We start from the raw sequence: 22,653 nt of genomic DNA on the forward strand, positions 1-22,653 counted from the left end.
TCAAGCCGCGCCATTTAGAACCAGTCGCCTGCGACTTCGCGCATCAATGCGTAGAGGCGACTTTGCCCTTCGAAGCCGATGCCTGGCCTCTGGGGAGAGGGCATCCAACCGTCGGACACGTGGCAGTCGTCCGCGTAGCCGCCGAAAGCACCGAAGAATCCCGGATAGGCTTCGCAACCACCGAGTCCCAGACCGGCGACAAGCGCGAGGGACATTTGATTGCCGCCGTGCGGGAAGTGCCGGGAGGCATCCCAGCCCTCCGTCGCGAGTTCCTTGACGAGGTTGGCATACGTCGCGATGCCATAGATTTGCGGTGGGTCCATCTGCAGATAGTCAAGGTCTTGGCGCCATCCACCGAATCGCACCTGGTTCCAGACGTCATGGGGGCTGAACAGGTTCTCGCCCGTCGCGAGCGCTCCGGGATAAGCCTCTGCCACTGCAGCCGCAGCGCGGAAGTCGTTCGGATGGCAGGGCTCTTCAAACCAGCGCAGGTCGTATGGAGCCAGGGCGCGGGCATACTCCAGAGCCTCCTGGGTGGAGAAACGCCCGTTGGCATCGACCGAGAGGCGATCTGGATCGCCGAGGAGCTTCAGCGCCTCCTCGACGCGGCCGATGTCTTCCGGCAGGGACAAACCGCCCACCTTGATTTTCATGTGGGTGTATCCCGCGTCGATGTGGCGCTGGAGCTCCTCGGTCACGTCGCCAGGTTTGCTGTCAGGCCGGTACCAACCGCCACCGACGTAACAAGGTACCCTGGCTTGCATTGGGCGTTGCCGCCACACTTGAGAGATCAGCTCTGCCAGCGGAACACGTCGAGCTTTGGCTGTGGCGTCCCACAGGGCTGTCTCGATCGTGCCTAGCGGCACCGACCGTGCGGCGTCGCCGCCCGGCTTTTCGCCAACAAGCATGCACTGCAATGCCTTGGAAGGATCGAGAAATCCTTCGGAATCGAGCAAGGACTCTGGCGACACCTGCGTGAGTCTGGGTATGAACCGAGCCCGCATCGGTTCCCCGCATGCGTACCGGCCGATGGAGTTGAAGGCGTATCCGATGACGGGCACGCCATCCACAAACCTGTCGGTTCTCACCGCGACAATCGAGACTGTCATCTCCGCGAAAGAGAAGACTGAATTGCGCAGATCGCTGCGCATGGGCAAGGCAGCCTCGCGTACTTCCAGGATGCGCATCTCTAAGTCATCTCCAATGTGATATTTCGAGTCTTGACGAGGCTCCGGATCCGAGCAACTTCCGTCTCCAGGAAGGCGGCGAATTGCGTCGGGCTCATCGTCTCGCCGAGCAGGCCGCCAGCGTTTTCGAAACGCGCTGCCATACCGTCGGCTCGGCTGATCTGTGTGAAGGTCTTGTTCAGTTGGTCGACGATGGCTGTGGGAGTGCCGGCGGGAGCGAGAACACCAACCCACGACGACGCCAGATCAAGGCCGGGCAGGCCCGCCTCCGTCATCGTGGGTACCTCGGGCAATTGGGGCACGCGTGCACGGCTGAAGACGGCCAACGCCTTCATCCTTCCCGACTCGATGTGCGGCAGCGTCGAGGTGAGTCCGTCGATGCTCATGTCGACGGAGCCTCCGATCAGGTCCACCGCCACTGGGCCGCTGCCCTTATAGGGGATGTGATTGAGGCTGATGCCGGCGGCCTCAGACATCGCCTCGATGGCGACATGCTGGTTGCTGCCGGTGCCGGCCGACGCGCACTGCAGCTTGCCCGGTCGAGCCTTGGCCAGTGCGACCAGCTCGCTGACCGATCTCGCGGAAACCCGATCCGGGTTGATCACCAGCACGAAAGGCGTGAAGCCGATCAACGAGACTGGCACGAAGTCCTGCTTTGCGTCGTAACTCAGCTTGCGGGTGATCGCCGGGGCAATGGTGTGTGAATTGGTGTGGCCCCACAGCAGTGTGTAGCCGTCAGGCGGGGACTTCGCAACGACCCCGGCAGCAATCGTGGAAGCGGCGCCGCTCCGGTTTTCGATGATCAGGGGTTGACCCGTCAGCGCGCGAAATTGATCGCTGAACAGTCGAGCAGACACGTCTGTGAACCCGCCAGGTGGAAAACCAACCACCAGTTTGATCGGCCTGTCCGGATAGCCGCTTGAGTGGGCTGGCAAGGCCGCGAGGCCAGCCGCCCACGCGAGCATGTGCCGCCGGTTGAACATCGACATCGTCAGTTTCCTTTCGTTTTTGCGTCAGGCCGCCAGGCCATTGATGCTCTGCGCCGCGGACCACAAGGCGATGGAATGCCGATTCAGTCCGAGTCGGCCGCAACCACGCTCCGCAGGATGCCGAGGCGCTCGACTTCGCATTCGACGACGTCGCCTGGCTTCAGCCAGACTCCATCGCCGAGGCCACCGCCCGCGGGCGTGCCTGTAGCAATCACGTCGCCTGGCCACAAGGTCATGCCCTTGGAGACCTCCGCAATGAGAGCTGGCACTTTGTGAATCATCTCCGCAGAGTTCGCGTCCTGACGCAGCTTGCCGTTGACTCGGCACTGCTTGCGCAGTGGATAGGGTTCCGGCAACTCGTCGGTAAGCACGAGCACCGGGCCCATCGGGCAAGCGGCATCGAGGCCTTTCGCTTGCGTCCAATTTTTTCCGTATGACGTGTTGAGATCAGGGTATCCATCGTTCATCTGGAAGTCCCGGTAGCTGACGTCGTTCAGCACCATATAGCCTGCCACGTGATCGAATGCCTGCGCTGCATCGATATTCCGGCCGCCCCGACCGATCATGATTCCGATCTCAACTTCGTGATCGAGTTTCTGGGACGCACTGTGCGCAACGATCGTGTCGCCGGGATTGGCGACGCTGCTGGTTGGCTTCTGAAAGAAGAACGGCTTGGCCGGAACCTTGACCTTCGCCTCTTTGTCGTGACCGTAGTAGTTGACCACGTGCGCGAGGATCTTTGAGCCGGCCTCAAAGGGTGCCAGCAGGCGCAGCGATGCCATGTCCAAGGCTGGCAGTTGGCTTCGATGGGCAATGGTTGAGGCGATCTCACGCAGTGCAGCGCCGCCGGCGACGAAGAGGCGCAAGTCACTGGCCGCTGGCACGAACCAGTCAAGGCGCTGCTCTTGAGCTGCGGCAACCAGATCGACGACTTTGTCGTCGGCGGCGACAAGGCCAAGGCGAGGTCCAAGAGGAGAAAGAAATCGGGCGATGCGCATATAATGTGATATTAAAGATCGATACGTGATGAAAAGTATATATTTTCATTGTGGATATGCCAGTTCGCGTTTCTACCTAGATTAGCTCGATATCGTATATAAATGAAGAATGAACAGCCTTGACGTTGGCGCAATCGCCGCAGTCCCGCCCCAGACCGACACCCTCCGCGCTTACCATCACTTTCGGGAGCAGATCTTGCGGGGGCAGCTTGAGCCCGGGACGCGGTTGCGGCTCACGCACCTCGCCCAGCAGCTTGGGCTGAGCGCGATTCCGGTTAGAGAGGCGCTCAACCGACTGACGCGCGAGCAGCTGGTACAACACGAGGAGCAGCGCGGCTTTACCGTTTCGCCTGCATGCACCGCTGACTTCGAATCGCTGACTCTCGCACGTATCTGGACGTATGAGGCCGCGCTGAGGGACTCGATCAAGCACGGCCGCAACGCTTGGGAGGAAGGGGTCGTTTTGGCGCTACACCGATTGAGCAAAGTCCCGCGATACCTAATCGACGCGGACAACCGTCGCTCGCTCAACCCAGACTGGGATGCACCTCACAAGGCGTTTCACCAGGCGCTGATCTCAGGCTGTCGGTCCGATCGAATGATTGCTCTTTGCGCTGACTTGTTCGACCATGCGATTCGGTATCAACATCTCGCGCGAGACAGAGACTACGGTGCACGCGAGCAAGAGCACGATGCGATTGCAAGGCTTGTGATTGATCGGCAGGCTGACGCTGCCGTGGACGCACTGTCGGCGCACCTCCAGCACACCCACGGGCTGATTGTCGGCAGCACTAAGTAACCTGGTTGCCGCGAGCACGTGCGGTGGGCCGATCGCGGGCTTGGCCACTTAGAGTCGGTATATGCGTTGGGCAGTACCGTAGAACATCGCGTGTTGCTCATCTTCCGAGTAGCGTTTTGCAATCTTCTTCATCGCATTCCAATACACAGAGTATGGGAGCGATCGGCGATCGACTGGGAAGTTGCTCTCGAACATGCAGCGAGCAGGGCCAAAACACTCGATCGCGTGGTGGTAGTAGCGTGCCTGCGCCTCGACCAGTTCGTCAGAAGTAGCAGGCGTCTCGCGCTTGTTCCACCCAAAGCCGTTGTCGGGCATCGCGAGGCCGCCGATTTTGGCGACGACGTTTGGGCACTTGGCGATCTCGGCGATGTCATGCTTCCATTGCTCGAAAATCGTTTCACGCTGTGTGGCGTAGGGGCCAACCCCAAGGGGGGTGCCGAAGTGGTCGAGCACCATAGTCGTCGCTGGCACTGCGCGCGCTAGTTCAGCAAACGCTGGGTTCTGATGGTGGTAGTGCCAGGTGTCGTAGGTGAGTCCGAGTTCTCCTAGCATGGACACGCCCACCCGAAAGCCGGCATTCGCATAAAGTCCAGGGGGCGCATGCGGCCGAATGGTGAGCATGTCCGCATTTGCTTCAAACGCGCCCGCTTGCCGAATACCGCGGAACAGGCCGCTTCCGGCTTGCTCGTGCGCGTGCAGTACGGATCTGAGCTCTTTCTCAGGAGCACGAAGGTCGGCGAAACCGACGATTGCCGAGACGATGGCCCCACCGCCGCCTTCGAGGCTGGCTCGCGCAATGCGGGCAATGAACTCGGTCTCGCCAACCGGCCGCATGGCTTCCGGCCCGCCGTCGCGGTACGAGGCGCGGGTTTCGACGAACACGGTCTTCTCGATATTGTGGCCCGACTGGGTGTCGTACCAAAAGTCCGCCAGCAGGTACGCTGGCCGAAGGGCCGTCGCCGGCCACAAGTGGTGGTGCGGATCGATGATCGGCCGTTGAGGATCGATGGCAGCTTCGTGTGCCAGCGCGAGCCATGCCTTGGATCCCGGTGCAGGTCGGTTCTCAGTCATGGGGACGTCTGCGAATCCAAGAAGTCGAAGGCGAACTGATGCTCATCGAGGCGCGGAGGCTTTTGTCGATAGGTCGCCGGAGTTCGCGCTAGGCGAATCGGAGACGCGATTCCCTGATAGTCCTCGATACGCACCAGCATGCCGCGATGTTGCGTGTGCGGATGATTCAACGCCATGTTGACGTCGAAAACGCTGGAACATGGCACGCCGGCCTTCATCAGACGATCAGCCAACTCTTGTCCGTCGTGGTCGCGCATGAGTGCAGCCAACCCCTTGCTGAGTTCGACACGGTTGGTTGATCGGTCCCGATTGGTGCGAAACTTCGACTGCTCGGCCAATTGGGGGGCGCCAAGCACTTCGCACAGTCGCTGAAACTGCCGCTCGTTTCCAACCGCCAAGAAAATTGGTGTCGTGCGTGTCGACACGGTCTCGTAGGGTGCTATGTTGGGGTGAGCGTTGCCCGTTCGCCGCGGAACTTTCCCTGAAGCCAAGAAATTCGCCGTGTGCGGATGCAGAATCGACAGGGCGCAGTCGAAAAGCGATAGTTCCACATGCTGTCCGCGGCCACTGCGCTCGCGCTCATGCAGGGCCATCGTGATGCCGATCGTGGCGTTCAAGCCTGTGACGAGGTCCACAATGGGAATGCCAACGCGTGTCGGGGCGCTATCTGGCTCTCCATTGACGCTCATGATGCCGGACATCGCCTGAACCGCCGCGTCATAGCCAGGCAGCCCGCCCAAGGGACCATCGCTTCCAAAGCCCGAGATGCTGCAATAGATCAGTCGCGGAAAGCGATGGGCGATCTCCTCGTAAGCGAGGCCCCATTGCCCCATCGTTCCGGTCTTGAAGTTCTCGACCAGCACGTCTGCTCGCGCCAAAAGCTCCAGCACGCGATCGCGTCCTTCGGGCTGCGAAAGGTCTAGGCACATGGCGCGCTTGTTGCGGTTTACGCCTTGAAAGTATGAGGCTACGTCGTCGAGGAAAGGAGGTCCCCAGGTGCGAGTCTCGTCTCCTGTCGGAGGCTCGACCTTGAGCACGCTGGCGCCGTGATCGGCCAGGATCTGAGTGCAGTAGGGCCCGCTCAGGACGCGAGAGAGATCGACAATGCGCAGTCCTTGAAGGGCGCCTCGGGGGGTTGCTTGAGCCATATTGTTCATCGGTAGTGCTCTTGACCCGCAGCACGGTTATGCGCGGATATAGCCCGTCTTCACGGTGGTATAGGACTCAGCAGCGTAGAAGCCGTTGCTACCGCGCGTGAGCGGCTCGCCGCCGACGATGCTCCCTTCTGCGCTGCGGGCCAATGCAATATAGGAAAGGTCCCGCTCGAACTGTTCGCGACTGGCCATCGGCCCAATCTGCGAATCGACATCGAGCGAGTGGCCGATACGAAGCTCAGAAATTTTGCGCCGCATCTCGGCGATGAAGCGCTCATAAATGCCCTTCGTGGCGACACCCGTGCAGCCGTGCTCACGTCGCGCTTCGAGCAGGACGCAGTGTCGACGCAAGACTTCGGCCTCATGTTGCGGAGTCAACGCTGGAAGCGCCTAGAAGATGTCTGGCTCGCCTGCCGGAGCGCCCTCGGCTGGCAACAGGAAGTCAAAATCGCATCCTTGGTCGGCCTGAAGGATGTGTTCGATGAACAAGCGCCCATACCCGCGTTCAAAGCGTGGCGCAGGGGCGGCCCACTGCGCCCGGCGCCCTGCGAGTTCTTCGTCGCTGACTTCCATGGTGATGCTGCGTTTGGCGACGTCCACCGAGACCACGTCGCCCGTGCGTAGCAAGGCGAGGTTTCCCCCCACGTGCGATTCCGGGGCGACGTGCAGGACGCAGGCGCCGTAGCTGGTCCCGCTCATGCGCGCATCGCTGATGCGCAGCATGTCGCGCACGCCTTGCTTGAGCAGTTTGGTTGGGATGGGGATCATTCCCCACTCTGGCATGCCCGGGGCACCTTGGGGGCCGGCATTGCGCAGCACGATCACGTGGTCCGGCGTCAGAGTCGTTTGCTCGTTGTCCAACTCCTTCTTGAGGCTCGGATAGTCGTCGAACACCACGGCCGACCCGCGGTGCCTCAGGAACTTGGCGTCCATAGCGCTGGGCTTGATCACGCAGCCATTGGGGGCCAGGTTGCCGCGCAGCACGGCGAGCGAACCTTCTGAATAGACTGGGTTGTCGAGCGGACGGATCACGTCTTCGTTGTAAACCTGGGCGACAGCGATGTTGTCGCCCAGGGTCTTGCCCGAGACGGTCATTTGGTCCAAGTGAAGAAGGTGCTCCAGGCGCTTCATGAGACCTGGCAGGCCACCGGCATAGTAGAAATCCTCCATCAGATAGGCGCTGGTGCCGTTCGGCCGGATGTTTGCGATGACCGGCACGTCCCGGCTGATGCGGTCGAAGTCTTCCAGGCCGATCGCGTGACCGGCCCTGCGAGCCTGGGCAACAACGTGCACGATGGCGTTGGTCGAACATCCCATGGCCATGGCCACGATGATCGCGTTCAGAAAGGCCTCACGCGTCTGGATGGTTGTCGGTCGAACGTCGCCGTGCACCATCTCTACGATGCAGCGGCCGGCCTCGGCAGACATGCGCTGATGGCTCGCGTCCACGGCCGGGATGGAGGAGGCCCCCGGTAGCGCCATGCCCAGCGCCTCGATGATGGCGGCCATGGTGCTGGCTGTCCCCATGGTCATGCAGGTACCAGGGCTGCGGGCAATGCCACCCATGATGCCGTTCCACTCGGCCTCTGAGATGAGGCCTGCGCGTCGGTCGTCCCAATACTTGAATCCGTCAGAGCCAGAGCCCAGCGTCTTGCCGCGGGAGTTACCGCGCAGCATCGGGCCGGCCGGCAGAAAGATTGTGGGCACGCCCGCGCTGGTGGCGCCCAAAAGCATTGCCGGGCCGGTCTTGTCGCAGCCGCCCATGAGCACCACACCATCCACCGGATAGCAGCGGATCATCTCCTCCACTTCCATGGCCATCATGTTGCGGTAGAGCAGCGCTGACGGTTTAATGAGAGAGTCGTTGAGCGAAATCGTGGGCATCTCCAGCGGGAAGCCACCGCTTTGCAACACACCACGCTTGACGTCGTCCACCCGCTGGCGGAAATGCATATGGCACGGATTGAATTCTGACCAGCTGTTGAGGATGGCGACGACTGGCTTGCCCTCCCAGTCCTTGCTGTCGTAACCCATCTGCATGAGCCGGCTGCCGTGCATGTAGCTGCGCATGTCCTGGTTGGCAAGCCAGCGCCGGCTGCGCAGTTTCTCGAGTTCGGCCATAGGGACATCTCCATTTGTCTTCGGAATGGACAGGACTTGTGGCGGCACCGTTGCGTCACTCGTCGGCATGAAGAGAAGAACACTTCAATCATTGCTGCGGAATAATGGGCAGGAGCAAGAACGGCTCGCGGCCTTTCACGAAGTGCAACGTGTTGTCGACATCGAACACCTCGGGCGGCCGGTCCTGTGGATCCTTGTGGGTGAACGGTCCCACCCCGGTCATGCGATATGGGGCATTCGGGAGAGCCGCATCACCGAGGCCGTGCTCATAGTCGCAGCCGCGCACGTTCAAAGCGAGTGTGTAGCCGGGCGGTATCACGATGCAGGTCGGCACGATCTCGATGTCTAGGACCACCGGCTCGTCAGGAATCAGGGGCTGCAGTTCGTCGTGCGTGTGATACGGGCGGTACGGCAGCGACTTGGCGTTGTCCAGCTTGCGATGCGAGGCGCGCAGCCAGCCCAACGCTATCGGGACGCGCGGATCGTTCGAACCGACGAATAGGACTTCCTTGCCATCTGGCGCGTACAGCCGTAGCGCGAGGAAGACGTCTGCGTCTGCCGTTTTTGAGGAAACCACCAGTCGTGCCGCGATGGGGCCAGTGATCTCGAGTTCATTTTTGGCCGGCGGGAGCTTAAATATGATCCCGTCGGCCGTCGTGTTGTAGGAGATGCTGGCGCCGGTGGCTGGTGTCGCACCCAAGCTGCGCGCGTCCGGATCCAGGTAGTACTTGGTCCATTGCGTGCGTGCCAGCGGCCATTCCTGCTCGTCGCGGATCGTGAAGTGTTCTCCCGGGCGCCGAACATGCAGTTGGACCGGCGGCTGGCGGTCCCAGCCCGTGTCCTTGCCCTGTACGAAGTGGGCCAGGAAGCGCTTCTGCAGTTCGACGCCCGACTTACGATAGAACGGCGTGAAGTGCGAATCACCGTGAACTTCGAGCCACTTCTGGGAAGAGCCTGCGCCCAGATACCCCTCGAAATTTCCCCGCGTGTGCAGTCCCATACCGCCCCAGTTGGCAGCGGACAGCAGCGGTACTTCGATGCGACTGAGGTCAGGTGTTCTTTCCTTGTAATAGTCATCGAGCAACGGGCGGTCAAGCACCTCATTGGAGGCGAGGCTCAGGCGGTTTGCGGCAAGCTCTTCGTCGCTCAGTGTCTCGGGGCCAGCGACGAGTTCACCAGTATTCGGGTTGCGATAACCGCGCTCGCCGTAACCGTGCTGCAGCGGAGCCACCTGCCGGCGATACCAGTCGGCGCTGAACTGCATGTAGATGCCGCCTTGGCGAGTCGAATCCCTGTATCGGTCCATTGCGCCTTCCCATACGCAGATGGCGGCAAGATGCGGGGGCCGCAGCGCAGCCACCCGCCACTGAGTGGTTGCATAGTAGGAAATGCCATTGAGCCCAATCTTGCCATTGCTCCAGGACTGGGTCGCTGCCCACTCGATGCATTCGTAGAAGTCCTGAATCTCTCGCGAAGACAGCGTGTCGAGCACACCAGGGGATCGCCCGGCGCCGCGGCTGTCGACGCGAATACAGGCGAAACCATCGGGTACCCATTTCTCGGGGTCCACGACTTCCCAGCTCTGGTACTTGCCGGTTGAGCCCAGGATGTCCGGTGCGGCGGTGATCATGCGCGACCACTGGCTCTTGTAGCCGACTTGAAGCGGCAGTCCCTTGCCGTAGGGACCGTAGGACATGATTGCGCCATAGCGACCAGGGGCTTTGGGCAGGAAGATATCAGCGCGCAGGACGACGCCGTCGCTCATCTTGATAGGCGCGTCCCAGAGGATGCGCATGCCGTCCGCATGGACTGCTACTTCTTCGCTCGCAGTCGCACTTTGGACGCGTGGTTCCGTCGCCATTTTCTCTACCTCCTGTTACTGGGAATTGCTTGGGAAAAACGTAGCTACCCAGCGCGAAGCGTTTCGCAGGCGTCGATGCGCATGACTGTGTTTGATCTTGCGTGAGATCCGCGGCTTCAACGCGTAGGCTCAATATTGGCCGCCTTGATCAACTTGCCGTAGCGCAATTTCGTTGCCGATGAACTGTTCAAGCTCCTCGGGTATTGCAGCCGCGCGCCCTTGGCAGCCCGGGTGGGTTCATTGGGTGCCTCCTTCGGGACGCGATTGTGCGAGCGCACTTGAGACCTGAAAAGCATAGATTTCGAGGAGAGTCCATCTAAAAAGGGCATGGAGTGCGCCGTACTCCATAGATGATGAAGCTGCCAAGTACAGGCGAAAGTTCCCCATCGAAGTCAGTAACACGTGCTCGCGTTCCGCCTTGGCTCCAGCAGCTCGCGCAGCGTCTCGGCCTCAGGTCACGAGGTTGTCTTGCTGTATGCGAAGCTCGCTGCGATGCTGAGTCTTCATCGAATGCGCACGCTCTTGCTCAAATTCCGCACGATGCAAGTGAACAGTTGCGAGGGTTGCTTTACGGCATCGCCAGAACAGACAGCCCTGGCGTGACAACTTTGCTGTGGCGACCTGAGTGGGTCATACAAGATGGTTGCTGTGACAGCGAAGGAGGGACGCCGATGCTCAGGCTAAGGCACCAGCCGCCAGGCGCCTTTCTCCAGTCGAATGACAACGACGGACGGCTGTTCTAGGCCATAGGGCTGGCCCGGCCTGAAGTTGTAGGTGCCGTTCGCGCCGGCAAGTGCCTTCGTGCTGACGATCGCATCGCGCAGGGCGGCATGGAACTGCGGCGTGCCCGGTTCGACTTTGCGGTCCACGCGCGCTGCGGCGCTGGCGAACAGAAGCCATGCATCGAAGGTGTAGGCCGAGAAGGCGTCCTCCGGCAGCGTGCCATGCAGGCGCCGATACACGCGTCGAAATGCCAGGGCAGGTTCCCGTGCTGCATTGCTCGCTGGCAGCTCTTCCGCAACCATGACGGGCCCGCTCGGCACCATCAATCCATCCGCTGCCGCCGCCGCGACACGGACGAAGTCGACGTTGATCAAACCGTGGGTGCCGTAGATGTGGCCCTTGTAGCCTCTGTCCTTCAAGGCCAGATAGGGCAGGGCGCCTGGCGAGCCGGAGTTGCCTGCAAACACGGCATCCGGCCGGGCGGCCATGATCTTCAGCACCTGGCCCGCGACCGATGCATCGGTGCGGCCGTAGCGCTCGTTGCCCACCACCTTGATTCCGGCAACATCGGCGCTTTTCACCAGGGAGTCGTAGGCAAGATCGCCCAGCGCGTCGGCATAACCGATGAAGGCGACGGTCTTCACGACGGATTTTTTCATGTGCTCAACCACGGCGTTGACCATCACCGGGAAGGCTTGCGAAACGGTCACTGTCCAGCTGCTGTCGGCCGCCGGCAGATTGAACGGCGTCGGCGAGATCAAGGGCGTCTGCATCTCTCGTGCGACAGAGGCCATCGCCAGCGATCCGGGAACGCCCGAAGTGCCGATCAGCACATCGACCTTGTCCTCGCTGATGAGCTTGCGCGCGTTCCGGGCCGCCGTTGTGGGGTCGGAGGCGTCATCGAGCACGATCAACTGCACCTTGCGTCCGGCGATCTCCGGATGGAGCGCAAACGCGGCACGAATGCCCTTCTCGTAGGGGATACCCAACGCAGAAAGCGGCCCCGAGAGCGAACTGCTCACACCAACCTTCAGGTCGGCGGCGTACGCGGAAGTGAGAGCAAGCGCCGCAGCGAGCATGCTCGCACAGCTCAGCATCGGTTTGCTGATATTCATTCGTTCTCCTGACGTGTCCAGACCTTTTCGCGCACCAGTTCCGCAATCTGGATCGCATAGCTCTGGAACAGCTCGTTCTTTCCGATGGGGATCGACCGGCGATGCTCGGGATCTCGCATCCATGCGCGCAGCGCCTCCGCGTCGCGCCAATATGAGAGCGAGATCAGCTTGCCCTCGTTGTCGCGGCTCAGGAAGCTTTCCTTGGAGACGAAGCCGTCGATCTTCGCCGCGGCAACGAGCAGCTCCGCAACCATTTCGCGGTTGCGTTGTTCCATTCCGGGGAGGACCTTGAATTCGATGATGCAGATCAGCATGGCGAGTGTCCAGTTAGGCAAACTGCTCAGCCGCCAGGGCGCTCAAGGCCTTCCGGTCGACTTTGTTGATGGGGGTCTTCGGCAATGATGGAAGCCGAAAGTAGCGAGCCGGCTGCTTGTAGCGTGCGAGCCGCTCCGCGCAATGTCGCTCCAGCTCAGTCTCGCGGGTCGCGTCATCCATGCCCGGACGGGGAACCACGAAGGCGAGCAGGATCTCCCCGCGATAGCTGTCGGGCTTGCCGACAACAGCCGCTTCGAGAACGCCTGGGTGCTCCTGCAGGACTTCCTCGATCTCACGGGGATAGACGTTGTAGCCGCCCACGATGATGAGGTCCTTCTTGCGACCGCGGACGAACAAGTGCCCATCGCCATCGATTTCCCCGAGGTCGCCGGTGTACAGCCATCCATCCCGCAGGGTCTCGGACGTCTCGGCCGGCAGATTGCGGTATCCCTGCATGAGCTGCGGGCCCTGCGCCCTGATCTCGCCGCATTCACCGGCACCCAGCAATTGCCGCCCCGTTTCGGCATCGACGATCTCGATGCTTGTGCCAGGCAGCGGGAGCCCGACGGAGCCGGCTTTGACCGAATGGCCAGGTCCGTTGAAGCTCAGCACGGGGCCGGCCTCGGTCATTCCGTAGCCCTCGTAGATGGCGACCTTGACCGTTTTCTCCCAGCGGCGCAGCACCGCGAGCGGCAGGGCCGATGCACCCGAATAGCACATGCGCAAGAACGACCAATCGGTACTTTCAAACCGGGGATGCGCCATCAGCGACACGTAGATCGAGGGACTCCCCGGAAACAGAGTGATGCGGTGGTGTTCGATGGCATCGAAGAGGTCGTCGCGGCGGAATGCGGGCAGGATGACCAGGGTGCCCGCGCATCGCGCCGCAAGATACAGCCCCATCGCCATTCCGTACGAATGGAAGAGCGGCATGGCGCAGAGGATGCGTTCACCATCAGGCCGCGTGGGAAGCATTGCTTCTCTCTGCTCGACGTTTGTGCGCAGCGCCGCGTGTGTGAGATTGACGCCCTTCGGCCGTCCCGAAGTACCGCCCGTGTATTGAAGAAGGGCAAGGGAAGAGGGGGCGAGCTCCGGCGGCAAGTTGTCGGTGTCCAGATCGCCACTGCTTGCCTGCCAACGACCTTTGGTCATCCAGATCACCGACAGGCCCAGGGATTCGGCCAGCGGGGCCACCAGATCTTGCAGCGCCTGGTCCGCGATGACCGCGTCGCAGCCGGCATCCTGCAACTGGAAATGGAGCTCGCGCGCGGTGTACTCCGGATTCATCGGCAGCATCTGGGCTCCCGACGCCAGCACGCCGAAGTGGGCAATGCAGGCTCCGAATCCATTTCGCAGAATGACCGCCACGCGGACCGGCGTCGTGGCTTCCCGCAGATGATTGGCAATGGCGATGACTTCCCTGCAATAGTCGAGGTAGCTCATGGTCTCGCCCTCGCAGACTAGCGCGGGTCGGTCCGGCGTCTGCATGGCCGCCTGTATCAACAGTTCGACGACGGTGCCCCGATATCGCTCTACAAGATCCTTGGGGGCGGTCATGAGGCGACGTCACTCACGTGCAGCACGAGCGCCATGGCTGTATCTCCAGCGGCGCAGCCGGTGAACAGCCCGAGTCCTCCTCCACGCATCTCGAGCGTCTCGATCAGCTCGATGATGGCGCGCAAGCCGGTCGGCGCCTGCGGATGCCCCCACACCAGCGAGCAACCGAACGCGTTCATGTCGAAAAGGGAGAGTCCGGTCTCCCGTGCGAGGACGATATCGTTGACGGCGAAGGGATTGTGCGTGGTCACCGCATGCAGTTCGTTGAAGCGCATGCTGGCCCGTTCCATGGCCTGCTTCGCGGCCGGCACCGGCGCATACGGCATCTGCATGGCCTCGGCGCGCGCCTGGCCCATGGCAAGGATTTCGATCTGCACATCCGGCCGGGCGCTGAGCTCGCGTGCCCGGTCGCGTGTCGCGATCAGCATTCCCGCGGCTCCGTCCGCCGGGTGGGTCTGGGCGCCGTAGGTCACGGTGCCGTCCGGCATCACGGGCTTCAGCCTGGCGAGGCCTTCCCGTGTCGTGACATGAATGCCTTCGTCGCCGGACAGCGTCGCCACCGACTTCTTGAAGCTGGTATCGGGCACATCGAACGGAAGTTGCATGAAGCGGCGATGGAAGGCGCGTTCATCCACGAGCGCGGCGGCGTACTGTTCGTAGCGGTGCAGCACCAGCTCGTGCTGTTCCTCGAGCGATATTTCGAAGCGGGCGGCCACGGATTCCGCGGTGCTCAGCATGGACCGTGACGTCCAGGGATCGCGCTCGAAGGAGCCCGTCACCCAGCTCTCATGCTCGCCCGTACCGCCGATGCCACGTGGATCGGGGTAGTAGAGCTGCGGCCCGTTGGACACGCGGTCCGCCGCCAGTACCAGTCCGCAGGCGGATGCGCCGGTCGTGACCTCATACGCCGCCGATGTCAGGCAGCGCACGGAAGTGGCGCAGGCTTGGGCAATGGTCGGCCCCGCCAATGCCGGCATGCCGGCCAAGGCCGCGACCCACGGCAACCCATAGAAGGCGCCACGCTGTGGCACGGTGGTGCCGAGCACGCCGAAGTCGATAAGGGACGAGTCGATGCCCTTCGCGTCCAGCGTCTTGCGCGTGAGCCAAGCGCAGAACTCCAGGCTGTGCAGGTGGGACAGGCTGCCCTGCCAGCGCGCGAAGGGCGACGACCAGTAGGCACCGTAGGGAATGAAGGCGCGATTCATCGCTCGGCTCGCCAGGTGCCGCCCTGAGCACGCACCATCACGCGCGCGCGGCTATCGAGTCCGTTGTGGTTGGCGGCTGTGATGCGGTAGATGCCGTTCGTGCCGATCAGGCCCGACGTCTGCGTCTCGAGCGCATCACGCAGCGCCAATCGGAACTCAGCGGTGCCGGGTCTGGCCTTGGCCAGCGCTGCGGCGGCCGCCTTGTCCAGCAGCAGGTAGCCGTCGTACGCCCACGTGGCGAACGCGTTCACCGGTCCTGGCCGTTCCAGCCTTCCATACAAGGCGGCAAACTTCAAGGACGCCGCCTTGACCGGATCCCCCTCCGGCAGGTCCTTGTAGACCACCACTGGGCCGATGGGCGCCAGCGCCCCGTCGATACGGGAACCGCCTACACGCAGGAAGTCGTCGTTGACGACGCCATGCGTGTGGTAAATCGGGCCTTTGTAGCCACGCTCGACCAGTGTCAGGTGCGGCAAGGCGGCTGGCGTTCCGGTGGCGCCGACCAGCACGGCATCGGGCTTCAGCGCCACGGTCTTCAGCACTTGGGGCATGACCGACGTGTCGTTGCGGGCGAAGCGCTCATCGTTGAGCACCTTGATGCCGTACTTGCCGCTGAGGGACGTCAGGCTACGGTAGACCTGGTCGCCCCAGGGCTGCGAGTAGCCGATGTAGCCCACTGTCTTGACGTTGTTCTTCTGCATGTGCTCCAGCACGCCGCCGATCATCAGGTCGGCCGACTGGGGCACGACGAAAACCCAGGGGTGCTGGTTGGCCGGAACGTCCATCGGAGCGAGCGAGACGTGCGGCGTGCGGCTTTCCAATGCGACATCGGCCAGCACGAGCGAACTGGGCGTGTTGGAGGAGCCCACCAGCACATCGACGCGATCGGACAGGACCAGCTTGCGCGCGTTCTTCACCGCCAATGAAGGATCGGTCGCATCGTCGAGGATGGTGTAGCGAACGGGCTCGCCGGCTAGCTTGTCCGGCAGGAGGCTGATCATGTCGCGCTCGGGACCGCCTTGCGACGAAGCGGCGCCGGTGATGCTGAGCACGACGCCGACGTGGATCTCGGCCCAGGCTGTCGTGCTCATCCAGCCGGCGAGGCAGGCGCTCGAACACAACAGCAGGAGCTTTCTCAGGATTCTCGGTGCGTTCACAAGGTGTCCTCCGCGACGAAGTGGAACGAAGCGTTCGGCGCAGCATAGGCGAGGGTTTCGGCCTGCAGCGCCAGGATCCGAAAAAGTGATACGCGTATAACCGCGGCCGAAGTGCGCTTGGCCTGCCGGGCGGTGCCGGATAATTCGTGATGCCCTTCGCATCCGACTCGAACGACAAGGACGACGCTGCGCTACCCATCGGGGCGCTCTTTGGCCGTTTGCGCATGCGGCATCTCGTCGCCATCGAAATACTCGCTGAACGAAAGAACATCCGCCAAGCTTCCCAGGCCTTGTTCCTGTCGCAACCGGCAGCGAGCAAGCTGCTGCAGGAGATCGAATCGATCTTCGAGGCACGACTCTTCGAGCGCACCGCACACGGCATCCAGATCACGCCACAGGGCGAGGTGCTGCTTCACTGGGCTCGCAAGGCCATGGCCGACATGGACGCAGCACGCTCGGAGATCAGCGCGCTGCGCGATGGCTGGGAAGGGCGGGTGCGGGTTGGCGTGTTCCCTGTCGCAGCATCGATGCTGGTTCCCGAAGCGGTCGCGCTTCTCAGCAGGTCACGCCCGGGCATCCAGGTGGAACTGCAGGAGGGCCTTGAGACGACGCTGCTTCCTCAGCTCGAGAAGGGGCGGCTCGACTGCGTGATCGGCCGTGCAACACCCCTGGCCGGAGCGCGCGGCCTCTCCCACGAGACCTTGTTTGAAGAGCCCACCGTCGTCGTCTGCGCGGTCGATCACCCCCTGCTGGAATCATCCGACTGGACGAATGCCGACATCGATCGATACGAATGGATCCTTCCGGCACGATCAGGCCAGCTATATGCCCTGGTCGCCAGCGGCCTGGCCAGGCGCCGGGCCGCGCCGCCCCGCGTGGCCGTCGAGACGTCTTCCATCCTCACGCTGGTCGAGATCCTTCGCCAGTCACAGCTGCTTTCCGCGATCGCCAGCGGTGTGGCGCGGCGCTTCCTTGAAATCGGACTGTTGAAGACCTTAGACCTACCGCTTTCCGCATCGCTGCATCCCGTCGCGATCATCATGAACCGCGCGGCTTCGGTGCACCCCGCCACATCGATGTTTCTCGAGGCGGTGCGCGAGGTGTGTGTAAAGCGTTCAACTGGATAACGGTGTTAGTGCCGGCGGGCCACCTCTCAACCGAACTGCTCAAGCGCTCTGGCAACCTCGACTGTCTGATGGTGCCTTCCAAGGGAACGGCACCGGTCTTCTCAGACCGATGAACGGTTTCGCTCCCGCTGGTGCACCGAGACGTTTAACGAGGAATCATGGGCAGGCATTGAGGCGACTATTTCAGTTCGTCGTCCCGATTTCGAGGTTGTCAATCAGGCGCGTGCTTCCGAGTCGTGCAGCGGCCAGTACAACCAGGGGATCGCCAAAGGTAGGTGCTTGCAGATCGCATTGCCGGCGCAGTGCGAGGTAGTCGGGCTGCCAGCCGCGCGCGCGTCTTCCCCTGCACGAGGTAGCCGCCCAGGCCATTTGCGCACCGGACTGCATCAGCTCGCAGGCACTGCGCAGCGCCTGTTCGCGTGATGCGAATCCGCTCTCTGTTCAAGGTGCTCCAGAAGCGCGATGCGATGCGCTCACGGAGCCGAAAGTAGCTGATGAGATTCCATACGCGCTTGTGCGTTCGGAGTCGATCGGCGAGCGATCGAATGCCTTCATTGACGAGTTCAGGGTGCTGGCGCTGACGATTGCTAGCGCTCTCGGGATCACTGTTGCCATCAAGAATGAACTTGTCGGTGCTCCATTGGTGAATGTCTGCAATCGCGGCCGGTGATGCGCGGTCATGGCGGTACGACGTCGAGGAGTGCATTTCGCTCCCGTACATGCACTCCGACGGCCTCCGTCAATGGCTGCTCAAGCTGCACGAAGTCCTCAACTTCGAAAGCAAACAAGATGAGCGCGCACACTGACCTGAACTCCGTGAAGAATGACCGCACGGAGGATTGGCGATTGATGAAGAGTTGACTCCGCCAGCATTGTCAGGGTTGCGCGATTGGCGAACGCTCGCCGGGTTCTCGTCGGACGCCAACACCAACCGTGTACTCGATTTGAAGCTGGGCTCGGAAGGTCCGCTTGGCAGACGAATGTCATGCACGCTCGGAAGCCGAAAGCATCATGTCGGCGATGTCCAGCATCGCCCGCAAGCGGTCCATGTGCCGCAGATCTTGGTGATAACCGACCCATATATCCCGCGTCGGAGGGTGATCCGGCGTGTCGATGCGCTGCAATCCGGAGACTGCATCGCCAAGTGGCCTTGGCAGTACCGCGATACCCATGCCCCTCAGGCACATCTGTGCCTGGACTGACCGGCTAGTGCTTGTGAAGACACGCCGGGAAAGTGGAAACCTGTCCAGCACCCAGGCTACATCGGGAAAATGTGACTGCGCGGTATTCATGAGAATGACCCCGGCTGATGCCGGATCGTCATTCAACGCCCGTACAGTTTCGGCCGAAGCATAGACACCGTACGAAATACGCATCAGGCGGCGCTGGACAATATCCGGTTCGCTGAAGGGAACGATGCGAAAGGCCACGTCGGCATCGCGACGTGAAAGGTCGAGCAATCGATAGCTTGCAATCACCTCCGGCACGACAGCGGGATGACGACGCGCCAACTCGGCTAGGACCGGAGCCAGGACATAGCCGGCGAACCAGTCCGCTGACGAGATACGCAGGATGCCTTCGAGCCGCTGGTCGTTGCCGGTCAGCCGCCTTTCAATGGACATCGCGGAATCCTCCATGGTTTCCGCCAGCGTCAGCACGGTGTCGCCGGCGTTCGTGAGCACCAGGCCGTCCTTTGTCCTGCGAAAAAGCGGCTGCTGGGCTTCTTCCTCGAGCGCTTTTATTCGCCGCCCGACCGTCGGATGGCTCACGTCCAGACGCCGGGCGGCCTCGCCGAAGGATCTACCGCGCGCAACCGCCAAAAAGATGCGAACGTCATTCCATTCCATGTCATGTGATCGTTCAAAAACGTACGAAAAATGTACAGGAGTGTCAGTTCAAAAACATTCCTTTTGATATCAACATAGCGGCCTTCGTCACGCTGACCTTCGGATCAGCCTCATCTGGAAGCTCATGGCATGAACAAGTTGAAAGGCAAGGTCGCCCTCGTAACGAGCGCTTCCAAAGGCATCGGCGCAGGCATTGCCCGCCGGCTGGCGGCCGACGGCGCGAAGGTCGTTGTCAATTTCGTCTCGAGCAAGGACTCTGCCGACAAGGTGGTAGCCGACATCCAAACCTTTGGCGGAAGGCCTTGGCGGTAGGCGCCGACGTCACCAACAAGGCAGAGGTCGAATCACTGGTCAGAGCGGTCATTGAACACTTCGGGCGCTTGGACATCGTGGTGAACAACTCCGGCATCTCCCAGTTCGCCAAGATCGCAGAGACCACCGAAGCGCTCGATCGTCGCCTATCTCGCCTCTGACGATGCGGGCTGGGTGACAGGCGAGCTCATCCTAGGCTCGGGCGGCATGCGCTGATGCGCCATCGTCCGGCGGTGTACTGCTGCCATTGCATATCTCATGAACACTGAAACTTCGCCCGTTGTTGTCTACGTGGCGTATCAAGGGGCGGCACAAGATCGTTTTGATCGTGACTACTACGTTGAGGCCCAGATGCCGCTGGTCTTGAGGGCGTGGACTCCGTACGGCTTGCTCAGCTTGAGCGCATTCTTCCCCGTGGATGAAGGCGTACTCAATGCGCCGTTTGCGTCACCTGAACTCTCGGCGGTGATGGCCGACGTGCCTCGCTTTATCAACACTACTCCGCAGCGTGCCCGAGCGGCTGCACTTTGAGACTCGCACACCATGACTACGTTGACTCCAACTACTGAGGCAGCAGCCCCTGATTCACGTCGCTGGCTCGCCTTGACGGTCCTGCTGACCGGCACTCTTTTGCCGCCATTGGATTTCTTCATCGTAAACGTGGCTCTACCTGCCATTCGCGCGGGCCTGCAAGCATCTTCGGACGTCTCGCAGCTTGTGATCTCGGTGTATGCCACAGCCTATGCCGTCACCCTGATCTTGGGCGGGCGTTTGGGTGACCTCTATGGTCGAAAGCGCGTATTCGTTGGTGGCATGCTCGGCTTTGGCGTCGCTTCGGCATTGTGTGGTCTGGCGCCGACGCCGGGCATGCTTGTCGTCGGTCGGCTGCTGCAAGGGATATCGGCGGCGATCATGGCGCCACAATCATTGGCATCGATACACGCCATCTTCCCGGCAAGCGAGAAGAACGGCGCGCTCAGTCTCTATGGCGCGACATTCGGCCTGGCTTCCGTGGGAGGTCAGTTGCTGGGGGGCGTGCTGGTTTCGACCAGCCCGTGGGGACTGGGGTGGCGCACTGTCTTTCTGATCAACCTCCCCATCATCTTGTTTGCCGTTCCAGCTGCATTGGTGCTGCTGCGTGAAAGCCGCGCCGAGCGTTCGGCTCGCTTGGATGTGCCGGGGGCGTTGCTGCTGGCGGCTGGCTTGCTGGCCTTCGTGGTACCGCTCATCGAAGGGCGGGAGCACAACTGGCCATGGTGGTGCACGGCGCTGCTGATTCTGAGCGTGCCGTTGTTATGGGCTTTCTGGCGGTACGAAAAGGAACGGGAACTCGCCGGCAGGACGCCCTTACTTCTACCTTCGCTTTTGGCCGTGCGCGGGCTGCGACGCAGCTTGGCGTCAACCTTCTTCTTCTATTGGCTCGCCGCGTTCTTCTTGGTGTTCGCAGCGTACGAACAGGTCGGTCTGGGTCACGACGCACTGGCCACCGGCTTGGCCGTCCTGCCGCTCGGCGTTGGCTTCTTCCTTGGGCCACTGTGCGGCCCGCGCATCGCCCGGAAGATGGGTTCGCGCACGGCGGCGTTTGGCATGATCTTGGAGGTGCTCGGTTTGGTCATCGTCGCGGTGCTGGCCTTTGCCGATATGCCGTCCTGGCTCGCGTTTCCCCTGTTCTTGATCGGTGCAGGGCAAGGCGTTGCGCTTCCTGCGCTGGTGCGCTTGAACGTGGACCAGGTCGGAACACGTTGGGCGGGGCTGGCTTCGGGCCTGGTAAACGCCACCTTGCAGATCAGCGCTGCAGTAAGCGTCGCAATGGTCGGAGGACTGTTCATCTCGATCGCGCCTGATGGTGCGAGTGCTCAAGCCGCGCGGCTCGGCTTTTCTGCAGCCTCATTGGCCATAGCCGCGGCACTCGCGCTGGCAGCCGGACTGAGCTGGAAGCGTCAAGAAACATGAAAAATCCAGAACCCTTTGCACCATGGATGCAGAAACGTCTGTAAGGGCAGTCGCGGATCGTCGCCCCACCTCGGTGAAGGCGATTGCCTCCATCGATCCGATGGGGCCACTTTTTGCAGATGTTCCCAACATTTGCTGCGGTCAGCAGCTGGCACAAGCGGCTGCAGCGCGCGGCGATAAAGTGGTGGCGACGCCACGTGAAACTTCAGTGCCGTCGTGCCATGGACATGACTAACTGACCTCCGAAAGTTTTCAGAAGGAATTGCATGACGGATACGGCACTCGACCAACTCGATGACGCATGGAGGGGCTTCTGGCTCAAACAGTACTACTTTGTCCGTGCGGCATTTTCGATCGCGTGGGTTGCGGCGGCTTTCACGCTCGGGCGGACGATGCCGCTGCTTGCCGCGCTGCTCCTCGTCGTGTACCCCGCTTGGGACGCCCTGGCGAATGTGCTGGACGCGCGGCGCAACGGCGGTATGCAGCGAAACCCCACGCAGAGCCTCAATGTCATCGTCAGCGCGGCCGCTACCGCGGCCGTTGCGGTCGCTTTGGGCAAGAGCATGAATGCCGTTCTCGGCGTGTTCGGTGTGTGGGCCATTCTTGCAGGAGTTTTCCAACTGGCAACGGGCATACGCCGCTGGAAGCGGCATGGAGCTCAGTGGGCCATGATCCTCAGCGGCGCGCAGTCCGCCATAGCTGGCGCATTCTTCATCAGTCGGGCTGGGGGAACTCAGGTGCCGTCCATCTTGGACATTGCTCCCTACGTGGCGTTCGGGGCCTTCTATTTCCTCGTCTCCGCTCTTTCACTGGCTGTATCTGACATGCGCGCCAAGAAGCAAACGCAATGAAGGCTGAAGACATGAGCGGGCACCTGCTGCGCGTGCCGCTAGCCTTTCGCATCGCGCAGCGCGCTCACTCAGAATTTCATTGGCCCTGCTCAGCTCCTTGATCTCGCGCTCGGCACATGCATGCTTGCGCCAAACGCGCTGCGCGGCGGAGAAAGACACGTCGCCAGTTCGGCCGAAAGCTTGCGGCTGCTCCACTGTGTGCGGCCATCCTTTTAGCTTGCGCTGAGTGTCCTGCGGAGCAGCCCGCGCGTGGCTGCCGCCAGCGATTCCTATCTCGCTAGTTGAGCCGATGTCTGCAAGTTGACAGTCAA

General features: G+C 61.8%; 22 protein-coding genes. 7 read left to right on the forward strand and 15 right to left on the reverse strand.

Features of this window, described 5'->3' with window-relative positions; genetic code table 11:
• Positions 1-14: 14 nt before the first annotated feature.
• From AC1DEK_RS15515 to AC1DEK_RS15525, 3 genes are all read right to left on the reverse strand, one after another.
• Positions 15-1,187, reverse strand: a complete 1,173-nt coding sequence (locus AC1DEK_RS15515; protein ID WP_478126137.1) for an enolase C-terminal domain-like protein — start codon at positions 1,185-1,187, stop codon at positions 15-17.
• 2 nt (positions 1,188-1,189) lie between these two features.
• The gene (locus AC1DEK_RS15520; protein ID WP_478126138.1) at positions 1,190-2,176 is read right to left on the reverse strand and encodes a Bug family tripartite tricarboxylate transporter substrate binding protein; all 987 of its coding nucleotides are present in this window, start codon (positions 2,174-2,176) and stop codon (positions 1,190-1,192) included.
• Between the two features lie 83 nt (positions 2,177-2,259).
• Positions 2,260-3,174, reverse strand: coding sequence for a fumarylacetoacetate hydrolase family protein (locus tag AC1DEK_RS15525; protein WP_478126139.1), 915 nt, complete (start codon positions 3,172-3,174; stop codon positions 2,260-2,262).
• Between the two features lie 109 nt (positions 3,175-3,283).
• On the opposite strand from AC1DEK_RS15525, the gene AC1DEK_RS15530 reads away from it, so the two are divergent.
• Positions 3,284-3,973 (forward strand): GntR family transcriptional regulator, encoded by a 690-nt coding sequence (locus tag AC1DEK_RS15530; protein ID WP_478126140.1) that lies wholly within the window; start codon positions 3,284-3,286, stop codon positions 3,971-3,973.
• 48 nt (positions 3,974-4,021) lie between these two features.
• On the opposite strand, the gene AC1DEK_RS15535 is transcribed toward AC1DEK_RS15530, so the two are convergent.
• From AC1DEK_RS15535 to AC1DEK_RS15580, 10 genes are all read right to left on the reverse strand, one after another.
• The gene (locus tag AC1DEK_RS15535; protein WP_478126141.1) at positions 4,022-5,044 is read right to left on the reverse strand and encodes an amidohydrolase family protein; all 1,023 of its coding nucleotides are present in this window, start codon (positions 5,042-5,044) and stop codon (positions 4,022-4,024) included.
• On the reverse strand, positions 5,041-6,192 hold the full coding sequence (locus AC1DEK_RS15540; RefSeq protein WP_478126327.1) for a CaiB/BaiF CoA transferase family protein: 1,152 nt from the start codon (positions 6,190-6,192) through the stop codon (positions 5,041-5,043). Before AC1DEK_RS15540 ends, AC1DEK_RS15535 begins: the two co-directional genes overlap by 4 nt.
• A 36-nt stretch (positions 6,193-6,228) precedes the next feature.
• Entirely contained in the window at positions 6,229-6,576 is a 348-nt protein-coding gene (locus tag AC1DEK_RS15545; RefSeq protein WP_478126142.1) for an aldehyde dehydrogenase family protein, read from the reverse strand.
• A 12-nt stretch (positions 6,577-6,588) separates the two neighbouring features.
• Entirely contained in the window at positions 6,589-8,319 is a 1,731-nt protein-coding gene (gene araD / locus AC1DEK_RS15550; protein WP_478126143.1) for an L-arabinonate dehydratase, read from the reverse strand.
• Between the two features lie 88 nt (positions 8,320-8,407).
• Positions 8,408-10,180, reverse strand: a complete 1,773-nt coding sequence (locus AC1DEK_RS15555) for a CocE/NonD family hydrolase (protein ID WP_478126144.1) — start codon at positions 10,178-10,180, stop codon at positions 8,408-8,410.
• Positions 10,181-10,860: 680 nt separating this feature from the next.
• Positions 10,861-12,018 (reverse strand): ABC transporter substrate-binding protein, encoded by a 1,158-nt coding sequence (locus tag AC1DEK_RS15560; RefSeq protein ID WP_478126145.1) that lies wholly within the window; start codon positions 12,016-12,018, stop codon positions 10,861-10,863.
• A complete protein-coding gene (locus AC1DEK_RS15565) occupies positions 12,015-12,332 on the reverse strand; it encodes an antibiotic biosynthesis monooxygenase family protein (RefSeq protein ID WP_478126146.1) in 318 nt (105 codons plus the stop codon). The genes AC1DEK_RS15560 and AC1DEK_RS15565 overlap by 4 nt, the downstream gene beginning before the upstream one ends.
• A 13-nt stretch (positions 12,333-12,345) precedes the next feature.
• On the reverse strand, positions 12,346-13,890 hold the full coding sequence (locus AC1DEK_RS15570; RefSeq protein ID WP_478126147.1) for an AMP-binding protein: 1,545 nt from the start codon (positions 13,888-13,890) through the stop codon (positions 12,346-12,348).
• A complete protein-coding gene (locus AC1DEK_RS15575; protein WP_478126148.1) occupies positions 13,887-15,095 on the reverse strand; it encodes a thiolase family protein in 1,209 nt (402 codons plus the stop codon). The genes AC1DEK_RS15570 and AC1DEK_RS15575 overlap by 4 nt, the downstream gene beginning before the upstream one ends.
• Positions 15,092-16,252, reverse strand: a complete 1,161-nt coding sequence (locus AC1DEK_RS15580) for an ABC transporter substrate-binding protein (protein ID WP_478126149.1) — start codon at positions 16,250-16,252, stop codon at positions 15,092-15,094. The genes AC1DEK_RS15575 and AC1DEK_RS15580 overlap by 4 nt, the downstream gene beginning before the upstream one ends.
• Before the next feature lie 149 nt (positions 16,253-16,401).
• Between AC1DEK_RS15580 and AC1DEK_RS15585 the strand changes: the two genes are divergently transcribed.
• Positions 16,402-17,379 (forward strand): LysR substrate-binding domain-containing protein, encoded by a 978-nt coding sequence (locus tag AC1DEK_RS15585; RefSeq protein ID WP_478126150.1) that lies wholly within the window; start codon positions 16,402-16,404, stop codon positions 17,377-17,379.
• A gap of 183 nt (positions 17,380-17,562) precedes the next feature.
• Here the strand turns inward: AC1DEK_RS15585 and AC1DEK_RS15590 are convergent, their stop codons facing one another.
• Both AC1DEK_RS15590 and AC1DEK_RS15595 read right to left on the reverse strand, forming a co-directional pair.
• Complete coding sequence (locus AC1DEK_RS15590) at positions 17,563-17,787, reverse strand: pantoate--beta-alanine ligase (RefSeq protein WP_478126328.1); 225 nt, start codon at positions 17,785-17,787, stop codon at positions 17,563-17,565.
• Positions 17,788-18,362: 575 nt separating this feature from the next.
• A complete protein-coding gene (locus tag AC1DEK_RS15595; protein WP_478126151.1) occupies positions 18,363-19,226 on the reverse strand; it encodes a LysR family transcriptional regulator in 864 nt (287 codons plus the stop codon).
• Between the two features lie 129 nt (positions 19,227-19,355).
• Between AC1DEK_RS15595 and AC1DEK_RS15600 the strand changes: the two genes are divergently transcribed.
• The 5 genes from AC1DEK_RS15600 to AC1DEK_RS15620 all read left to right on the forward strand — a co-directional run bounded on the left by AC1DEK_RS15600 (position 19,356) and on the right by AC1DEK_RS15620 (position 22,342).
• Positions 19,356-19,538, forward strand: a complete 183-nt coding sequence (locus AC1DEK_RS15600) for an SDR family NAD(P)-dependent oxidoreductase (protein ID WP_478126152.1) — start codon at positions 19,356-19,358, stop codon at positions 19,536-19,538.
• Positions 19,529-19,699 carry an SDR family NAD(P)-dependent oxidoreductase gene (locus tag AC1DEK_RS15605; RefSeq protein WP_478126153.1) on the forward strand — a complete coding sequence of 57 codons (171 nt, stop codon included), beginning with the start codon at positions 19,529-19,531 and terminating at the stop codon, positions 19,697-19,699. Before AC1DEK_RS15600 ends, AC1DEK_RS15605 begins: the two co-directional genes overlap by 10 nt.
• Before the next feature lie 97 nt (positions 19,700-19,796).
• A complete protein-coding gene (locus AC1DEK_RS15610; RefSeq protein WP_478126154.1) occupies positions 19,797-20,069 on the forward strand; it encodes an EthD family reductase in 273 nt (90 codons plus the stop codon).
• A gap of 12 nt (positions 20,070-20,081) precedes the next feature.
• On the forward strand, positions 20,082-21,491 hold the full coding sequence (locus tag AC1DEK_RS15615; protein WP_478126155.1) for an MFS transporter: 1,410 nt from the start codon (positions 20,082-20,084) through the stop codon (positions 21,489-21,491).
• A 266-nt stretch (positions 21,492-21,757) separates the two neighbouring features.
• Complete coding sequence (locus AC1DEK_RS15620) at positions 21,758-22,342, forward strand: DUF308 domain-containing protein (RefSeq protein WP_478126156.1); 585 nt, start codon at positions 21,758-21,760, stop codon at positions 22,340-22,342.
• Positions 22,343-22,653 lie beyond the last annotated feature (311 nt).

Source organism: Variovorax sp. 10N420 (assembly GCF_056394705.1).

What these genes read in the sequence shown, in the direction of transcription:
- araD (WP_478126143.1), bottom strand. Translation starts at nt 8,319, where the DNA reads ATGGCCGAACTCGAGAAACTGCGCAGCCGGCGCTGGCTTGCCAACCAG.
- AC1DEK_RS15520 (WP_478126138.1), bottom strand. Translation starts at nt 2,176, where the DNA reads ATGTCGATGTTCAACCGGCGGCACATGCTCGCGTGGGCGGCTGGCCTC.
- AC1DEK_RS15565 (WP_478126146.1), bottom strand. Translation starts at nt 12,332, where the DNA reads ATGCTGATCTGCATCATCGAATTCAAGGTCCTCCCCGGAATGGAACAA.
- AC1DEK_RS15535 (WP_478126141.1), bottom strand. Translation starts at nt 5,044, where the DNA reads ATGACTGAGAACCGACCTGCACCGGGATCCAAGGCATGGCTCGCGCTG.
- AC1DEK_RS15525 (WP_478126139.1), bottom strand. Translation starts at nt 3,174, where the DNA reads ATGCGCATCGCCCGATTTCTTTCTCCTCTTGGACCTCGCCTTGGCCTT.
- AC1DEK_RS15585 (WP_478126150.1), top strand. Translation starts at nt 16,402, where the DNA reads ATGCCCTTCGCATCCGACTCGAACGACAAGGACGACGCTGCGCTACCC.
- AC1DEK_RS15615 (WP_478126155.1), top strand. Translation starts at nt 20,082, where the DNA reads ATGACTACGTTGACTCCAACTACTGAGGCAGCAGCCCCTGATTCACGT.
- AC1DEK_RS15600 (WP_478126152.1), top strand. Translation starts at nt 19,356, where the DNA reads ATGAACAAGTTGAAAGGCAAGGTCGCCCTCGTAACGAGCGCTTCCAAA.
- AC1DEK_RS15595 (WP_478126151.1), bottom strand. Translation starts at nt 19,226, where the DNA reads ATGGAATGGAATGACGTTCGCATCTTTTTGGCGGTTGCGCGCGGTAGA.
- AC1DEK_RS15570 (WP_478126147.1), bottom strand. Translation starts at nt 13,890, where the DNA reads ATGACCGCCCCCAAGGATCTTGTAGAGCGATATCGGGGCACCGTCGTC.
- AC1DEK_RS15560 (WP_478126145.1), bottom strand. Translation starts at nt 12,018, where the DNA reads ATGAATATCAGCAAACCGATGCTGAGCTGTGCGAGCATGCTCGCTGCG.
- AC1DEK_RS15530 (WP_478126140.1), top strand. Translation starts at nt 3,284, where the DNA reads ATGAACAGCCTTGACGTTGGCGCAATCGCCGCAGTCCCGCCCCAGACC.
- AC1DEK_RS15555 (WP_478126144.1), bottom strand. Translation starts at nt 10,180, where the DNA reads ATGGCGACGGAACCACGCGTCCAAAGTGCGACTGCGAGCGAAGAAGTA.
- AC1DEK_RS15540 (WP_478126327.1), bottom strand. Translation starts at nt 6,192, where the DNA reads ATGGCTCAAGCAACCCCCCGAGGCGCCCTTCAAGGACTGCGCATTGTC.
- AC1DEK_RS15610 (WP_478126154.1), top strand. Translation starts at nt 19,797, where the DNA reads ATGAACACTGAAACTTCGCCCGTTGTTGTCTACGTGGCGTATCAAGGG.
- AC1DEK_RS15515 (WP_478126137.1), bottom strand. Translation starts at nt 1,187, where the DNA reads ATGCGCATCCTGGAAGTACGCGAGGCTGCCTTGCCCATGCGCAGCGAT.
- AC1DEK_RS15620 (WP_478126156.1), top strand. Translation starts at nt 21,758, where the DNA reads ATGACGGATACGGCACTCGACCAACTCGATGACGCATGGAGGGGCTTC.
- AC1DEK_RS15575 (WP_478126148.1), bottom strand. Translation starts at nt 15,095, where the DNA reads ATGAATCGCGCCTTCATTCCCTACGGTGCCTACTGGTCGTCGCCCTTC.